This window comes from Photobacterium sp. BZF1 (assembly GCF_014349205.1).
GTDB lineage: Bacteria > Pseudomonadota > Gammaproteobacteria > Enterobacterales > Vibrionaceae > Photobacterium.
Map to the genome: position 1 here is coordinate 23,572 of NZ_JACSOF010000051.1, position 16,186 is coordinate 39,757.

Consider the following 16,186-nt stretch of genomic DNA (forward strand, 5'->3'; position numbering starts at 1 on the left):
AACAGGCAAGGTGCGTTGTGCTAAAAGATTTGAATGATGTGATTCTAGATTGCCGTAGTCAATACGATAGTTTGCCTCACCGCGGCGATATACATATTGATGAAAAGCTGGCATCAATTCTGAGTGGGGAGCTTGGTAAGCTAGAGCAAAAGTCTAAATTTGAAATCAACCCTTTTTCAATCACTTTGATTAACGATAAAGGCTTGCGGACTGATTTGCCGTCTTCTTTGCTCTGGTACGGCATGACTTTTTGGCAGCTGGATGTTGCCCTGTCGGAGTACCAATCTGTGTTGAGGGCACTCAAGGCTCACTTGAGAGAGGAAGGTTATTCAACGCAACAAATAACTCAATATTTTAAATCTTTACCCTCGGATGAAGAGGACTTTACTTCAGATGTAGGACAGGAGGTCGGAAACTATTTGACCAATAATCTCAGTGACCCAAATAAGGAACTTTTTGAGAAACTCCTTACCGATCGAGATTGGTGGTTCCAACCTCTACATCAAAGTGAACAAACTAATGGCAAGACCCTTGACCGAGGTGACGTCTTCCAATCATCGTTCGATCTAGCAGCTAGGGTAATTGTCGCAAACTCATCACGGCTTCAGACAGTCGTGAAGGCATTCAGTGAGTCGGTTGAACTGAGGGAATACTTCAATACCCTGAGCCATAATCCGGTCCCGTACCTTGGTGGCAATGAAGACGGCGGTGTCCGTGATGAACCTACAGCCCAAGGGGATGGTGAAGCCGGCGGGGACCGAATCCCGTTCGTAAATACCGGTTTCAACAAAATTTTCTATGGCGCGCCCGGTACAGGCAAGAGCTATTCGATCTCTCAGGGCCGCGACGAGAAGCAGCTCATCCGAACGGTCTTCCACCCCGATACCCAGTACAGCGATTTTGTCGGCTGCCTAAAACCTGTAATGGCTGGAGACAGCGTGGCTTACCAGTTTCGCCCCGGTCCATTTACCGAAGCAGTCATCAAGGCTGTCAACCATCCAGCAGTGAGTTTTAGCCTCGTTATCGAGGAGATAAACCGCGCTGCGGCGGCAGCGGTATTCGGTGAAATTTTCCAACTGCTGGATCGTGAGGCCGACGGAAGCAGTACGTATTCCATCGATGTGTCTGACCCGGATTTGTTTCATTACCTCAACTCGGAAACGGACAATTTCTTTTCGGATGGCAAGCTCAAGCTCCCGCCCAACCTGTCCCTGTTGGCAACCATGAACAGCAGCGACCAGGCGGTTATGCCGATGGATACGGCATTTAAGCGCCGCTGGCAGTTCGAGTATCTGCGGATTGATTACAGCAAGGCCTCTGAGGGGGTGCTGGAGTTCATGGTGTCGGATGCAGACGGGCAAGTCCGCCGGTCCTTCCGCTGGGCTGACTTTGCGCGGGCAATCAACGACTGCCTTTCGGCCGAGCATATTCCCGAAGACCGCCTATTGGGCCATCGCTTTATCAGTGAGACTGAACTCAGCACCAGTCCTGAAAATACCCTGACCGGCAAACTGTTTATGTACCTGTGGGATGATGTCCTGCGCCATGGCCAGCATACAGTTGTCTTCCGCGATTCAGTGACGATTAACGGGGAGCCCGAAGAGCTGGTCAACTTTGGCCAGCTGGTAGTGGCGTTTGAGCAGGGGGCGGCAGTGTTTAACGAGGTGGTCGAACAGCGGTTGAAGGTGCTTTCAGACGCCTATGCCCAAGCCGACGAGGCGGCGGAATCTCAATATGGCGTGTGAGCTGCATCATTATACTGATAGGTTGCCGGTCTCGTTGTTACCGCCGGCTCTCAAGCAGCAGATGCAAAATTTGTATCTGCTGAGTAATGATGAGAAGCGCGTGTCATTCTGCGGTGTTGTCATGGCTGATGATGGTGCACATGTATTTCTGCCCCGCAACTCCGATATACCCGATAAGGGAAGCAGGGCAGGCTTCCGTGTTGCCTCGGCGCTTATGAAGGCGATCCGGCGTTATTCCGAAGACCGCTCCAGCAAACTGTATGCGCATGATGAGGGGGACGGTAGTATCGGCAGCCGTAGGCTTGGCCTTATTTCTGATCTGCTTGAGGACTATTGCAACAACGGTCTGTATTCCCAGCGCCTTTCGGAACGTGTTATGAATATGGGAAAGCCGGATTGGCGGCGCACGATTTCCCGCGAAGTACCTTTCCCCGGCAAAGGGGGACCGGTCTACCTTGATGTTCATGGTACAAGGCGACGGTATGTTTCCGACTGTGAAATTGCTCGAATACATGCCAGTGTTATTCGTGAGCTTGATGCAGCATACGGGTGGATGGTTACGGGATCGGATGCGTCGGTTGCACTGGATATTCTCAATGTGCCGCCGCCGAAGGGAAAGGTTGCTGCCCAGCTCCGCGCTATCGATTCGGAGTTGATATCTGTTTATTCCGAACGGGATATCCGGTTACTCAAGCTGCTGGGCGAATACCTTCGCTGCGAGCATGGCAACAAGGAGACCAGCAGTGCAGTCATAGGTATGCGACACTTTCACGGGATGTGGGAACATATGCTCGATAAGTCGCTGCTGTGGAATTTCCCCGTCAACCGACTGCTTTCCGTTCCAGCTTACCGGTTTGACGATGGTTCGATAAAGGTTGCTGCATCGAAAGGCCAGCGAACTGATACAGTATTGCGTTTGCCGGGAAGCGATACTTTTGCCGTTGTCGATGCCAAGTATTACGGTGCACAGGGCTTGGACAGTGCACCGGGCTGGCCGGATCTTGTGAAACAGTTCTTCTACGCGAAGGCGCTGCAGGTGTATTGTCCGGGCGCATCGGTAAGCAATGCTTTCGTTTTTCCCGGCAAGGGGCCCTTGACGTCGGCACATATGCTGAACCGCTCGACCAAAGAAACCGAGGATGCCAGTTACCCGCCAATCAAGTGCCTTTACCTCGACCCAGCTGAACTAGTTGAACACTATATCACCGGTAAGAAACTGCATACTTTCAGTAAAGAGCTATTTGCTGGTTAGTATTCACCAATGGCTGCTGCAGGCAGTAGCCATTGACTCTCTTCTTAGATCGTCCTAGGCGAAAAAGTAACAATGCGCACCCAGAGCCACGAAAACAGTTAACCTCTCCAAACGCAGAAAGCCCGCTAAACCAATGGCCTAACGGGCTTTCAAGGACGTCATAAGACGTCAACATACGTATGTTTGGTGGAGCTGGCGGGAGTTGAACCCGCGTCCAAAATCAGTCTAACAGATGGCGCTACATGCTTAGTCTTTCTATATTCTCGTAAGAGCACTGCGGAAAGACACGCCATGCCAATACATACCAGAATTCTATTTCGCGGTTCACCTCTCTGGTCGAAAGTTCCCTCGCTATCTTGTTTGGGTTTGAACCCCTGTTGGTCCCCGTCTTACAAGCGGAAGCTAGGGCAGGAGCGCTCTTAGCAGGTTATTAAGCTGCTAGTGCGTAGTTTTCGTCGTTTGCGACTATTTTTTTGCGGCTTTTTTACGAGGCCAACCGCACCTCGGCATGCTCCACAAGCCTTCGTGATCCTGTCGAATCCTAAATCAGCCCCAGAGTTAAGGCGATGGTAACAGAATTTCACCTAGCGTCAATACAATTCCCTGCCAGTAACAATCTTATGGATGAAAATCCATCAAATCACTGGCAGGAAAGGGATTAACGAAGACTACTCTTCATGATACGCGCCTTGTCACGTGCCCAATCCTTGTCTTTCTTGTCGGCACGCTTGTCATGTAATTTCTTACCTCTCGCCGTACCTACTTTAAGTTTAACCCATGAACCCTTCCAGTACATGGAAAGGGCGACGATAGTCTCGCCATCACGGTTAACGGCACCAAGCAACTTGTCGATCTCACGGCGGTTCAACAGTAGCTTACGGGTACGGGTAGGGTCGGCCACTACGTGGGTAGAGGCGGCATTAAGTGGGGTGATCTGTACACCCGAGATGAAGGCTTCGCCGTTACGCAGGAACACGTAGCTTTCCGAAATGTTCACTTTGCCAGAGCGGATTGCCTTAACTTCCCAACCCTGGAGTTCCATGCCTGCTTCGTACTCGTCGCTGATCGCGAACTCGAAGCGGGCGCTTTTGTTTTTGGCAATAGTATTGCTACTTTGCTTTGGTTTTTTCTTGGCCATAAATACTCTTGAATGTTGCTGTCCCAGCGGCCAAAAAGCCTAGCTGGTCGAAAAGTGTCTATTTATAAATCAATGAGATGAAGTCAATAAACACGCTTATTTTGGCTGTTAGCCCAGTAATGGTATCATTGGGTTTGTCCTTGTCATAGGGTTTCACCTGCAATGTACACAAATCCTAGGACAGGCGGCACGTTTTAACCGTAAGGAGAAGCTATGCCTCAGATCAGCCGTTCTGCATTAGTCCCATTTAGTGCAAAACAAATGTTCGAACTTGTTAACGATGTAGAATCTTACCCAGCATTCCTGCCGGGCTGCTCTGGTACCAAAATTTTAGAAAGCTCCGAACAGCATATGATGGCTGCGGTGGATGTGTCTAAGGCCGGTATCAAGAAAACATTTGTGACACGCAATGAACTGACTGACGGAAGTGTGATTGCCATGCAGCTGGTTGATGGCCCGTTCAGTCGCCTTGTCGGTGGTTGGCACTTCACCGAGCTTGATGCTGAAGCGTGCAAGGTTGAACTCAAGCTGGACTTTGAATTTACCAATGGTTTGGTCGAAGCGGCGTTTGGTAAGGTATTCCGCGACTTGACCAATAATATGGTGTCTGCTTTTACCCAGCGTGCGCGAGAAATTTATGACTTCTGATGAAAAGCTGATCCATGTAGAAGTGGTGTATGCGCTACCTGATGTACAGAAGGTGATCCGCGTGACAGTGACGCCGGACATGCAGGTGCAGCAGATCATAGAGCAATCTGGCGTATTAGCATTGTACCCAGAGATAGATCTGAAAAAGAACAAGGTCGGGATCTACAGCCGTAATGTAAAGCTAGACGCTACGGTGCATGACGGCGACCGAATTGAGATTTACCGCCCGCTATTGGCTGATCCGAAAGAAATCCGCCGCAAGCGTGCTGAACAAGCCAAGCAAGAGGCTCTGGCTGCCAAGGGCGAATAAGATCCTGCCGGTGATTAAGCCGGACAAATGAAAAAGCTCGCCATCGGCGAGCTTTTTGCTTTCTGGTAACCAGTAATGCAAAGCAACCCTAGTTGAATTGCTCCATGAACTGAGGGCTTTTCTCGTAGTCCCCTTCAAGGCTGGTTAACTGATTCTGGGCGTTGAACTTCAGGATCAGGTTTTTCTGTTGTGGCTCATCATGGCCCGGCTTGTGGTAGTACACGTAGTACCAGGTATCCGGGTACTCAGGTTCTACCAGCATCGGCGAGCCAAGGACAAACTGTACCTGCTCTTTGTTCATTCCGTATCGAAGGGTGTCGATATCCTTCTGCTCCAGGTAGTTACCCTGGTTAATATCAATTCGGTAAACCAGTCGTTCAACGACTGAACAGCCACCCAATAAACTGACCGCCAAAGTCACGGCAGCAAGGTTCTTCCAACTCATAGCATCCCGGCAAGTTCGCTTTATTCTGCAGCGATGATAAACAACACCCGAGCAGAAGTAAAAAAGCAGTAAAGAAAAAAACTGTAATTGAGACTATAGTACAACCATTTAGTTGCACTGCCCATTAAAGTTTATTCTATTTATGCCGCAACAAGCAGTTCTTTTGCGTTAGCCAGTGTACGTTCGGTGATTTCGCTACCGCCTAGCAGGCGCGCCAACTCGTTGACTCGGGCTTCTTGCGTCAGCGGGAACATATTGGTTTCAGTCTGGCCGGCGCTGGATTTCTTGGCTACAAACATTTGCTGGTGGCCACAACCTGCTACCTGAGGCAAGTGAGTGACACACATTACCTGGGTTGATTCACCTAGGGTGCGTAGCATCTTGCCGACAATCGCTGCGGTCGGTCCACTGATACCCACATCGACTTCATCGAAAATCAGGCTAGGGGTTTCGACTTTCTGTGCCGTGATCACCTGAATAGCCAGCGAGATACGTGACAGCTCACCACCGGATGCCACTTTGCCTAGCGGCTGCAATGGCTGGCCTGGGTTGGTCGAGACCAAGAAGGTAATGGTGTCGAAACCCAGCGGGCTGAGCATCCCTTCGGCATCGCTCTGAACATCAATCTTGAACACACCGTTTTCCATACTGAGTTGGTGCATGCTGTCGGAGATCTTCTTGTCGAGCTCCTTGGCATAGCGTTGGCGGCTCTTGCTGAGCTTCTCGGCACTTGCCAGGAATTTCTGACGTAGGCTTTCGACGTTCTCCGCAATTTCCTCCAACCGCTCATCGCTACAATCAAGGTTTTCGAGCTCTTTGAGTAGTTCTTGATGCTTGCTGTATAGCTCTTCCGGCATCACATAGTGCTTGCGGGCAAGAGACATGATCTTGGCTAGACGCTCTTCTAGGTACATCAAACGCTGTGGGTCCATATCCATGTTATCAAGGTAGCTGCGCAGCTCCTGGCTCGCTTCCTGTACCTGGATAATGGCTTCTTCTAGCATTTGCGGGATTGCGCTCAGGTTTGCATCGATTTCGCCGAGGTTAGCGACTTCATGGCATGCAGATTGCAGCATGTTGAGAGCGTTGCAATCTTCGTTGTCATATAGCACCGATAGAGCATTTTGGCTCGATACAGCCAGTTCGCCGCTATTGGATAGGCGTTTGTGCTCTTCTTCGATCTCGGCATACTCGTCTTCGGCAAGTGCCAGCTCGTTGAGCTCTTTGACTTGATACTGGATCAGCTGTTTCTGCGCTTCGTTCTCTTCGCGATTCTGAACTAAGCGCTTGTATTCGTTGTTGGCCTGTCGCCAACGCTGATAGTGGTTACGCGTTTTTTCCATCAACTGGTGGTGGCCGGCGTATTGATCCAGCATTTGTTGCTGGTAGTCAGGGCGCATCAGTTGCTGGTGGGCATGCTGGCCGTGGATGTTGATCAGCAGTTGCCCCAGCGCTTTTTGCTGTGAAGCAGGCACCGGACTGCCGTTGATGAACCCACGCGAACGGCCTTCCTTGGTGATGACGCGGCGCAAGATACACTCGTCACCATCAATCAGCTCGTTATCTTCCAACCAGCGGCGGGCAGCTTGGTTGTTGAGTAATGAAAAGGCAGCAGAGATCTCTGCTTTGTCTTCATTCGGGCGAACCATGCAAGCTTCGGCGCGATCACCCAAACACAAGCCAAGTGCATCGATGGCAATGGACTTACCTGCACCCGTTTCACCGGTAATAGTGGTCATTCCCGGTTTAAGTTCAAATTCAAGGTTTTTGACAATAGCAAAGTTTGAGATCGTCATATGAGCCAGCATGTGTTCACCTGTTTAAATCAACACCTGTTTTTTCATACAGTATATACTGTATCTACATACAGTAAAGTACTGTTGGTGAAATTTTTTCAACAAAGCTTGATTTAGGTTAACGTTATGAAAATTGGCAATAAAAAAGCCAACCCTTAGGGCTGGCTTCGATAGAGGCAAAATTGGGGTGTTGTCTAGAACAACCGACTTGACCAGCCTAGCTTTCCGCGCAGGACTTCATAGTAGCTGTAATTCTTAGGGTGGATCAGCCTTAGGGTTTCAGGACTCTGGTAGATATGGATCTCATCGCCCGGGCTGACCGGCAGTGATACCTGACCGTCGCAGCTGACTTCCAGTGTACTGCCGTTGGTTGGTGAAACCATCAGTTTGATCCGGCTGTTGCCATCGACCACTAACGGACGGCAAGACAGCGTATGCGGGAACATCGGCACCAGGGAGATAGCATTGAGTTCGGATGACAGGATAGGGCCACCACCGGATAGGGAATAAGCGGTTGAGCCTGTTGGCGTTGAAATAATCAGGCCGTCCGAGCGCTGCGAGAAAGCGAAGGTATCATCGATGTAGACCTCGAACTCAATCATATGGGCGATTTTATCCGGGTGGAGCACGGCTTCGTTTAGCGCGGCATTGCGGCTTTTGATCATGCCATGGCGGTGAACCTCTGCTTCGAGCAGGAAGCGTTTTTCGACCACGTATTCGCCATTAAGTACCTGTTCGAGTTCGTCTTCGAAGGCATCGGGATCAAGGTCGGTCAAAAAGCCAAGGCTACCGCGGTTAACACCAATCACTGCAATGTCGAAGCGGGACAGTACCCTTGCCGCGCCCAGCATATTGCCGTCACCGCCAACCACGATTGCCAAGTTAGCCTTGTCGCCAATAGTCAACAAATCACAAAAAGCCGCTTTGGGTAATGACAGATCATTGGCCAAGCGGTGGTCAACAAGTACGTCATAGCCTTTTTCGACCAGCCACTTGTAGAGGCTCATATGGGTCTGTAGGGCTTCGGGGTTACGGGGTTTGCCAATTATCGCGATAGTTTGGAAAACGCGTGTCATGTCCATGATCCGACAAATAAAGAGAGAACCAGTATAGCGTCAGGATTAGACACTTGTCGCGCATTGTGAGCGATATCGGCTTGAATCATTGAACTTCATCCCCATAATATGCGCATATACAAGTTTTTTGGATAGAGCAGATTATTCTATCCTCCATTGAACACCATGATCTTGGCGGAGAAGCGAAAGCATGAGCAACGAAGAGAAAAAAGTACAGGACGAACAGCTACAGCAAGAGCAAACTGTTGAAGCGGTTGAAACTGAATCTGCTGAGGAAGAAGTGGTTGAAATGACCCTTGAAGAGCAGCAGGCAGCCCGTATCGCTGAGCTTGAAGCTGCTTTGCTAACTAGCGAAGCCAAAGTACGCGAGCAGCAAGACAGCGTTCTGCGCGCCCGTGCTGACGTAGAAAACATGCGTCGCCGCAGCGAGCAGGAAGTAGACAAGGCACGTAAGTTTGCTCTGAATAAGTTTGCTGAAGAGCTACTGCCGGTTATCGATAACATGGAACGTGCTATCGAAATGGCAGACAAGAACGATGAAGCAATCAAGCCAATGGTTGAGGGTGTTGACCTAACCCTGAAGACCATGATGGGCACGGTTGAGAAGTTCGGCCTGAAGCAGCTTAATCCAATCGGTGAAGCGTTCAACCCAGAATTCCACCAGGCGATGTCTATCCAGGAAAGTGCCGAGCACGAGCCGAACACCGTGATGCTGGTGATGCAAAAAGGCTACGAGCTAAATGGCCGTGTGGTTCGCCCAGCGATGGTAATGGTGTCTAAGGCTGCGGCTGGCAACATCGATACCCAAGCTTAAGTGGGACGTTGACTGAAACAAGCCCGCTTCGAGCGGGCTTTTTTAATTTTTTTTAATTTTTTTTCGGTGTCACCCTTGAAAACAATTTGGCTGCCCTTATCTAGTAGTCATACGACATCGTAAATCAATTTCTGCGGGTGAAACCGCGTTGTCAGCGGCGTTATGGTAACGGGCTGGCAAGTAAGCTAAATGAATTTCGGAGAGAGCCTGATGGGTAAAATCATTGGTATTGACTTGGGTACAACTAACTCTTGTGTAGCAGTACTTGATGGTGACAAGCCACGTGTAATTGAAAATGCTGAGGGTGAGCGCACAACGGCATCTGTGATCGCTTACACCCAAGACGGTGAAACTCTAGTTGGTCAGCCAGCTAAGCGTCAGGCGGTTACAAACCCTGAAAACACGCTATTTGCAATCAAGCGTCTAATCGGTCGTCGCTTTGAAGACGAAGAAGTACAGCGCGACATCGAAATCATGCCTTTCAAAATCGTTAAGGCTGACAACGGTGATGCTTGGGTAGAAGCAAAAGGCCAGAAAATGGCTGCTCCTCAGGTTTCTGCTGAAGTACTTAAGAAAATGAAGAAAACTGCTGAAGACTTCCTAGGTGAGGAAGTAACGGGCGCAGTTATCACAGTTCCAGCATACTTCAACGATGCACAGCGCCAGGCAACTAAAGATGCCGGCCGTATCGCAGGTCTTGAAGTTAAGCGTATCATCAACGAACCAACAGCTGCTGCTCTAGCTTACGGCCTAGACAAGCAGGGCGGTGACCGCACTATCGCGGTTTACGACCTTGGTGGTGGTACTTTCGATATCTCTATCATCGAAATCGACGAAGTTGAAGGCGAGAAGACGTTTGAAGTTCTTTCTACCAACGGTGACACACACCTAGGTGGTGAAGACTTCGATAACCGCATGATCAACTACTTGGTTGACGAGTTCAAGAAAGAGCAAGGTATCGACCTTAAGAACGATCCGCTAGCGATGCAGCGTGTTAAAGAAGCTGCTGAAAAAGCGAAAATCGAACTATCTTCTGCACAGCAGACTGACGTAAACCTACCTTACGTGACTGCAGATGCGACTGGTCCTAAGCACATGAACATCAAAGTGACTCGTGCGAAACTAGAATCTCTAGTTGAAGACCTAGTACAGCGCTCTCTAGAGCCACTAAAAGTTGCTCTAGCGGATGCAGACCTATCTGTAGGCGACATCACTGACGTTATCCTAGTTGGTGGTCAGACTCGTATGCCTATGGTTCAGGCGAAGGTTTCTGAGTTCTTCGGCAAAGAGCCACGTAAAGACGTGAACCCAGACGAAGCTGTAGCGGTTGGTGCTTGTGTTCAGGGCGGTGTTCTTGCTGGTGACGTTAAAGACGTTCTTCTACTAGACGTTACTCCACTATCTCTTGGTATCGAAACCATGGGTGGCGTAATGACTAAGCTAATCGAGAAAAACACCACTATCCCTACTAAGGCGAACCAGGTGTTCTCAACAGCTGAAGACAACCAGAGCGCGGTAACTATCCACGTTCTACAGGGTGAGCGTAAGCAAGCGGGCTACAACAAGTCTCTTGGTCAGTTCAACCTAGAAGGTATCAACGCTGCACCTCGCGGTATGCCTCAAATCGAAGTAACTTTCGACCTTGATGCCGACGGTATCCTGCACGTATCTGCAAAAGATAAGAGCACAGGTAAAGAGCAGAAGATCACTATCCAGGCATCTGGCGGTCTGAGCGACGAAGATATCGAGAAAATGGTACAAGAAGCAGAAGCTAACAAAGAAGCGGACAAGAAGTTCGAAGAGTTGGTAACTGCACGTAACCAAGCTGACCAGCTTGTTCACGGTACTCGCAAGCAGATCGAAGAAGCAGGCGATGCACTTCCAGCTGAAGACAAAGCGACTATCGAAGCGGCTGTAAACGAGCTTGAAGAAGCACGTAAAGGCGAAGACAAAGAAGCGATCGACGCTAAAGTTCAGGCGCTAATCGCTGCTTCTCAGAAGCTAATGGAAATCGCTCAGCAGCAAGCTCAAGCACAGCAGGCACAAGCTGGTGGCGAACAACCACAGCAAGAGCAGCAAGACGACAACGTAGTTGACGCTGAGTTCGAAGAAGTTAAAGACGACAAGAAATAAGATAGTTAATTCTTATTCTTAGTTGAGCGCGGGCGTTGGAGTTTACTCTTGCGCCCGTAGCTGTATTAAGGCAGGTGACAGATAAGTATGTCAAAACGAGATTTTTACGAAGTTCTGGGCGTAAGTCGTGATGCGTCAGAGCGTGATATCAAAAAGGCTTACAAGCGCCTTGCAATGAAGTTCCACCCTGACCGTAACCAGGGTGACGAGCAGGCGGCTGAGAAATTCAAAGAAGTTAAGACTGCATACGAAATCCTAACGGATCCTCAGAAAAAAGCAGCTTACGACCAGTACGGCCATGCAGCCTTTGAGCAAGGCGGTATGGGCGGTGGCGGCGGCTTCGGCGGTGGTGCTGACTTCGGTGACATTTTCGGTGATGTGTTTGGCGATATCTTCGGTGGCGGTGGCCGTCGTGGTGGCCAGCAGCGCGCTCAACGCGGTGCCGACTTGCGCTACAACATGGAACTGACACTGGAAGAAGCGGTTCGCGGCTGCAGCAAAGAGATCCGTGTTCCTACCTTGGTTCACTGTGATACCTGTGATGGTTCCGGTGCTAAGAAAGGTACATCCGCAACCACATGTGGTACCTGTCACGGTAGCGGCCAGGTGCAGATGCGCCAGGGCTTCTTCGCTGTTCAGCAGACCTGTCCGCACTGTCACGGTCGCGGCAAGATCATCAAAGAGCCTTGTGGTACGTGTCACGGCCAGGGCCGCAAAGAAGAAACCAAAACTCTGTCTGTTAAAATTCCTGCAGGTGTGGATACGGGTGACCGTATTCGTCTATCTGGTGAGGGCGAAGCTGGGGAGTTCGGGGCACCTGCTGGCGATCTATACGTACAGGTCCATGTTGCTCAGCACCATATCTTCGAGCGTGATGGCAACAACCTATACTGCGAAGTGCCTGTGAGCTTCACGATGGCTGCTTTGGGTGGTGAGGTAGAAGTCCCAACCCTTGATGGTCGTGTGAACCTGAAAGTCCCTTCTGAAACACAAACTGGCCGTATGTTCCGCATGCGTGGTAAGGGCGTGAAGTCAGTACGCGGTGGCGCAATGGGTGATCTTATCTGTAAGCTGGTTGTTGAAACGCCAGTTAACTTGAGCTCACGCCAGAAAGAGTTGCTACAGGAACTTGAAGAAACCCTTGGCGGTAAAGCGGCAAAGAAGCACAAGCCAAAGGCTGAAGGTTTCTTTGACGGTGTGAAGAAGTTCTTCGATGATCTGACTGGTTAATTCAGTCATCTTTATCGTATCCAAATAGCCAGCCTAAGTGCTGGCTATTTTTTTACCAGCAGTTCGTGTCACTTTCAGATGACCCCATTCCGATAGCGTTAAGATAGAGTACCCCACAGGCATCTTTGTGTTGGCCTGAACTCTTTTGTGGTTTCGCCGCTAATATGTAGCGTTCGGCTGGTGTACTACCACTGTCATCTATGGAAAATTGGTAACGGCTAGGCTCGGTTTCACAAAAAGAACACGTTCCAGCACTAACCGTCAGATCAAATTTGTAGTCACCATGTTGTGTGTATTGCTCTTCCAGCCTTAATTGTATTTTCATCAAATCTGCCATCGCTTGCGATCGGTAACCTTTCAATGTCTGTTGTTGGTAAGACGGGTAGGCGATTGCACTCAAAATGCCAATAACGCCTACTGCAATTAATATTTCGACCAGTGTCATGCCTTTTTGCTGGTTCATTCCCTTGTATCTCCGAAAATTTCGAACTCACTCGATAAGTCGTCCTTGCTTCGCTGTGGTTATTCTGGCTGGGTGGTAGCATATGAATCAAGGTGTATCTGCTGGGTTAGATGCGAATTAGTTTGAAGTGGGGAGTGGGGCGCGAAATGGAAAGTAAGGTTCACTGTCGTGAGCAAATATCGCGACGAAACGGCGGTTTTACGTTGTTGGAATTACTTCTCGCATTGGCCGTATTGATTATATTAATTGGTTCTGCAGCACCATCATTTGAGCACTTGATCCACAGTAGTCAGATCAAACGCCTGGCTACTGAGATTGAGTGGTTGATGGCTCAGGCTAAGTCTGAGGCTGTTATGCGCAGCGAGGTGATTACTGTTGATATCCAAGAAGTTGCCATTAACTCTGCAACAGGTACTAAGCCAGATTGGCGTATACAGGCTAAAACCTCGATGAGTGATGAGGTTATTGCTGAAGTCAAAGGGGAGCAATTTACCAAGGTTTCAGTTTATAAGACTTTTCCAGTAACTAATGTCTTGTTTGATTCGATGACCGGGCGGCCCAATCATAATGGTAGCTTTGTATTGTCTGCGGGGGAAAAGGATAAGGTAAGAGTAAAGGCCAGCAATATGACTGGCAGGCTGTATGTGTGTAGCGAAAGTGGAGGCTATGGATATGGCACCTGCCCCGAAAGCTGATTTGGGTTTTAGTCTTATCGAGTTACTTGTAGCAACCTCGGTTTCGTTGATGGTTTTAGCTGCGGTCACTTCGGTCTTCATCTCTGGTTTTAATAGCTCATCAAAACGTTCGCTGCAGTTGATGTTGGCGCAAGATACTAATGATGCTTTGCGATTGATAAAAGATGACATATTACGTGCTGGATTTGCCTCTGGTGCGTCATCGACTCTTATCCTAAGTGGCGCAACGAAAACGGTTTATCTCGATGACCCAGATGGTGGTAAATCAACGTGTATTGGATATGGTTATAACGATGGTATTAATAAACACTTTCGCTCGTATTACCTAAACGGTGATCGCCTTAGTGTATTTATGACAAAAAGTTCAGAAATTGACACATCGGGAGTTTGTAAAAACGGCCATTCAGTTTTGGATTACGGCCAGTTGAAGGTGACGAAGTTTGAAGTACAGGAGAAGTCATTAGATGCGGGAACGGTAAGTAGCCAGCTTTTAACTATTCAGTTGGATGCATCTACACGGAATGATGAGTTTAGCGTGTCAAAAATCATCAAGGTTAAAACAAGGAACTGGTATTGATGAAAAGGCAGAGAGGCTTAGCGACATTGTTAGTGACTGTCATGTTATTGGTCGTATCTTTGATCTTCTCCTTGTCATCGTACAAAAACATCTTCTACCAGATAAAGCGTACTCAGAATGAAGTGATGGCGAGGAAGGCTCATTGGTTGGCTGAGGGTGGATTGGAGTGTAGTTTTTCTAAAGTAATGCTTGAACCAGATCTATCTGTAATTACTAATCCAAACTATTTTGACTCTACATGTAACTTTCAAAATCTCAATTTATCCATTTCAAGTATTGCCTTGAATTCTTATAAGGTCTTATCAGCAACTGAGCTTGGTAGTGCTAGGGCTAATATTCAAAGAAATATTGTTATTGGTGGCGATAGGTTACCGGGGGCGATCAAGGCGACATCAGATTTAATACTGGATGCCGATGGCGGTACTTTTACGTTTTACCCAGACCCTGGTAAGAAAGCCGGAGATGATTATGAATGTGTACTAATGAGGTATGCAGGTAAAGTTGAAATCGTTGGAACAGTAGTTAATCAAGGTTTAGATTGGAATTTTCCACCTTATGATGGATTTCACGATGACGCTTCAAGTTGGCCTTCTTGCAAGAGTAGCCATCAGTCTACTGTTCATAATAATGAAATCAATTTAACACAGGACAAACCTCGGGAGTTTGGCAACGATTATCAAAAAATTTCTTCTCAATATGATGCATTTAAGGATGTCTTCTTTACAGATAGAAAAAACTGGCAAACAGTCAGAGATAAATCGGCAATAGTTGTTGGCTCTAAAGAATGCGCATCAGATATTGCCAATATTATTGCAAAAGGTGATCTGCGTGTTTGGGTTGAAGGCAATTGTGATTTAGGTATGAATGTCAGCGCTATCCAAGAGAGTATTGATAAATCTGGAAGTCCCGGAGCTGTTATTGTTGTACAGGATGGCATTTTAGCCGTAAATGGTTCGCATAAGTTAGACGCGCTTATTTATCACTTTAAGTCTCCAGCGAGTAGCTTTATGCCCACAAATGAACAATGGGACCAGATGTCTTCTGGAGGAGATTTATCTGAGGCTGAAAAAGGCAGGGTTGCATACTTCCAGAATGGTTCTTTTTTCCCTAGTGGTGGTTATGTTATGGATGCTCCTGGACTAACAGCTAAAATTAGAGGTAGTGTTAATTTTAGCTTTAACGGAGATGTCTATCAGCAAGCACTTGAAGACCTTGTAACGATTAAATGGCAAGAAGGCTCTTGGCATGACTTCTAAACAAAGTGGCTTCAGCCTTATAGAAGTACTCATTGCTCTTACTATTATGACTGTGGGTGTGATGGGCTTGATAAAGATGCAGTCTTTTATGGAGGTAAAGGCTGAAAATGCGTTGAAGACTTTAGACGCGTTGTATTTGGCAGAAGAAAAGTTAGAGCAATTCCGGACCCGCGCGCAGAGTGCTGCCGGTGGGACCATAGCTTATAGCTCTATAGTGAGCCAAACAGAATCCGTTTCCATGGCCACATTCACAGCGACTCGGGAAGTTACTGTTATAGACAACTCTCCTGTACCTGACACGAAAAAGATCACTGTATGGGTTAGCTGGAAAGACCGCCTGGAGCAATCTCAAGCTGTTAGCCTTGAGACGGTTATCTCAAAATACAGTGAATTTGATTGATCTCCTCAGTAGAGAAAGCCATAAAATAGTCGAAAATAAGCGCTTTGTTTAAACTTTGACCGCTCGGTCTTTTTTCTCAAAAAAACTATTGCCCTCTGGAATTCTCTCCCTATAATGCCACCTCACCGACACGGAGCACGGCAACTTAAGCCGGCAACGTAGCGGATTGTTCTTTAACAATTTGACCATGCAATCTGTGTGGGCACTC

General features: G+C 48.3%; 16 protein-coding genes and 1 other RNA gene. 11 read left to right on the plus strand and 6 right to left on the minus strand.

Translation table 11 applies throughout. From position 1 onward, the window contains the following. Positions 1–17 precede the first annotated feature (17 nt). Together BIZ37_RS13235 and BIZ37_RS13240 are read left to right on the plus strand one after the other, a co-directional pair. Positions 18–1,745, plus strand: a complete 1,728-nt coding sequence (locus BIZ37_RS13235; RefSeq protein WP_370577355.1) for an McrB family protein — start codon at positions 18–20, stop codon at positions 1,743–1,745. Then, complete coding sequence (locus BIZ37_RS13240; RefSeq protein ID WP_187461902.1) at positions 1,735–2,997, plus strand: LlaJI family restriction endonuclease; 1,263 nt, start codon at positions 1,735–1,737, stop codon at positions 2,995–2,997. The genes BIZ37_RS13235 and BIZ37_RS13240 overlap by 11 nt, the downstream gene beginning before the upstream one ends. Before the next feature lie 184 nt (positions 2,998–3,181). On the opposite strand, the gene ssrA is transcribed toward BIZ37_RS13240, so the two are convergent. Continuing rightward, positions 3,182–3,551: a transfer-messenger RNA gene (ssrA, locus tag BIZ37_RS13245) on the minus strand. 104 nt (positions 3,552–3,655) lie between these two features. Continuing rightward, positions 3,656–4,135 (minus strand): SsrA-binding protein SmpB, encoded by a 480-nt coding sequence (gene smpB, locus BIZ37_RS13250; RefSeq protein WP_187461903.1) that lies wholly within the window; start codon positions 4,133–4,135, stop codon positions 3,656–3,658. A gap of 213 nt (positions 4,136–4,348) precedes the next feature. Here smpB and BIZ37_RS13255 point away from each other — a divergent pair, with 213 nt between their 5' ends. After that, positions 4,349–4,783, plus strand: a complete 435-nt coding sequence (locus tag BIZ37_RS13255) for an SRPBCC family protein (protein WP_107301281.1) — start codon at positions 4,349–4,351, stop codon at positions 4,781–4,783. Then, positions 4,773–5,093 (plus strand): RnfH family protein, encoded by a 321-nt coding sequence (locus BIZ37_RS13260; RefSeq protein ID WP_187461904.1) that lies wholly within the window; start codon positions 4,773–4,775, stop codon positions 5,091–5,093. Before BIZ37_RS13255 ends, BIZ37_RS13260 begins: the two co-directional genes overlap by 11 nt. Positions 5,094–5,181: 88 nt before the next feature. Here BIZ37_RS13260 and bamE read toward each other — a convergent pair whose 3' ends face one another. From bamE to nadK, 3 genes are all read right to left on the minus strand, one after another. Beyond that, positions 5,182–5,538 carry an outer membrane protein assembly factor BamE gene (bamE, locus tag BIZ37_RS13265; RefSeq protein WP_107301279.1) on the minus strand — a complete coding sequence of 119 codons (357 nt, stop codon included), beginning with the start codon at positions 5,536–5,538 and terminating at the stop codon, positions 5,182–5,184. 140 nt (positions 5,539–5,678) lie between these two features. Continuing rightward, the gene (gene recN, locus BIZ37_RS13270; RefSeq protein ID WP_187461905.1) at positions 5,679–7,346 is read right to left on the minus strand and encodes a DNA repair protein RecN; all 1,668 of its coding nucleotides are present in this window, start codon (positions 7,344–7,346) and stop codon (positions 5,679–5,681) included. Positions 7,347–7,528: 182 nt separating this feature from the next. Further along, entirely contained in the window at positions 7,529–8,419 is an 891-nt protein-coding gene (gene nadK / locus BIZ37_RS13275) for an NAD(+) kinase (protein ID WP_187461914.1), read from the minus strand. A gap of 181 nt (positions 8,420–8,600) precedes the next feature. Here nadK and grpE point away from each other — a divergent pair, with 181 nt between their 5' ends. The 3 genes from grpE (at position 8,601) to dnaJ (ending at position 12,587) form a co-directional block, all read left to right on the plus strand. Then, positions 8,601–9,224 carry a nucleotide exchange factor GrpE gene (gene grpE / locus BIZ37_RS13280; protein ID WP_107301276.1) on the plus strand — a complete coding sequence of 208 codons (624 nt, stop codon included), beginning with the start codon at positions 8,601–8,603 and terminating at the stop codon, positions 9,222–9,224. A 210-nt stretch (positions 9,225–9,434) separates the two neighbouring features. Beyond that, positions 9,435–11,357 carry a molecular chaperone DnaK gene (gene dnaK, locus BIZ37_RS13285; RefSeq protein WP_107301275.1) on the plus strand — a complete coding sequence of 641 codons (1,923 nt, stop codon included), beginning with the start codon at positions 9,435–9,437 and terminating at the stop codon, positions 11,355–11,357. 87 nt (positions 11,358–11,444) lie between these two features. Beyond that, complete coding sequence (dnaJ, locus tag BIZ37_RS13290; protein ID WP_187461906.1) at positions 11,445–12,587, plus strand: molecular chaperone DnaJ; 1,143 nt, start codon at positions 11,445–11,447, stop codon at positions 12,585–12,587. Between the two features lie 52 nt (positions 12,588–12,639). Here dnaJ and BIZ37_RS13295 read toward each other — a convergent pair whose 3' ends face one another. Then, positions 12,640–13,050 carry a type IV pilin protein gene (locus tag BIZ37_RS13295; protein WP_187461907.1) on the minus strand — a complete coding sequence of 137 codons (411 nt, stop codon included), beginning with the start codon at positions 13,048–13,050 and terminating at the stop codon, positions 12,640–12,642. A 146-nt stretch (positions 13,051–13,196) separates the two neighbouring features. Between BIZ37_RS13295 and BIZ37_RS13300 the strand changes: the two genes are divergently transcribed. From BIZ37_RS13300 to BIZ37_RS13315, 4 genes are read left to right on the plus strand one after another with little or no spacing between them, the layout of a single operon-like run. After that, entirely contained in the window at positions 13,197–13,745 is a 549-nt protein-coding gene (locus BIZ37_RS13300) for a GspH/FimT family protein (protein WP_187461908.1), read from the plus strand. Next, entirely contained in the window at positions 13,723–14,322 is a 600-nt protein-coding gene (locus tag BIZ37_RS13305; RefSeq protein WP_222939669.1) for a PilW family protein, read from the plus strand. The genes BIZ37_RS13300 and BIZ37_RS13305 overlap by 23 nt, the downstream gene beginning before the upstream one ends. After that, a complete protein-coding gene (locus tag BIZ37_RS13310; RefSeq protein ID WP_187461910.1) occupies positions 14,322–15,578 on the plus strand; it encodes a hypothetical protein in 1,257 nt (418 codons plus the stop codon). Before BIZ37_RS13305 ends, BIZ37_RS13310 begins: the two co-directional genes overlap by 1 nt. Further along, complete coding sequence (locus tag BIZ37_RS13315) at positions 15,568–15,978, plus strand: prepilin-type N-terminal cleavage/methylation domain-containing protein (protein WP_187461911.1); 411 nt, start codon at positions 15,568–15,570, stop codon at positions 15,976–15,978. Before BIZ37_RS13310 ends, BIZ37_RS13315 begins: the two co-directional genes overlap by 11 nt. Positions 15,979–16,186 lie beyond the last annotated feature (208 nt).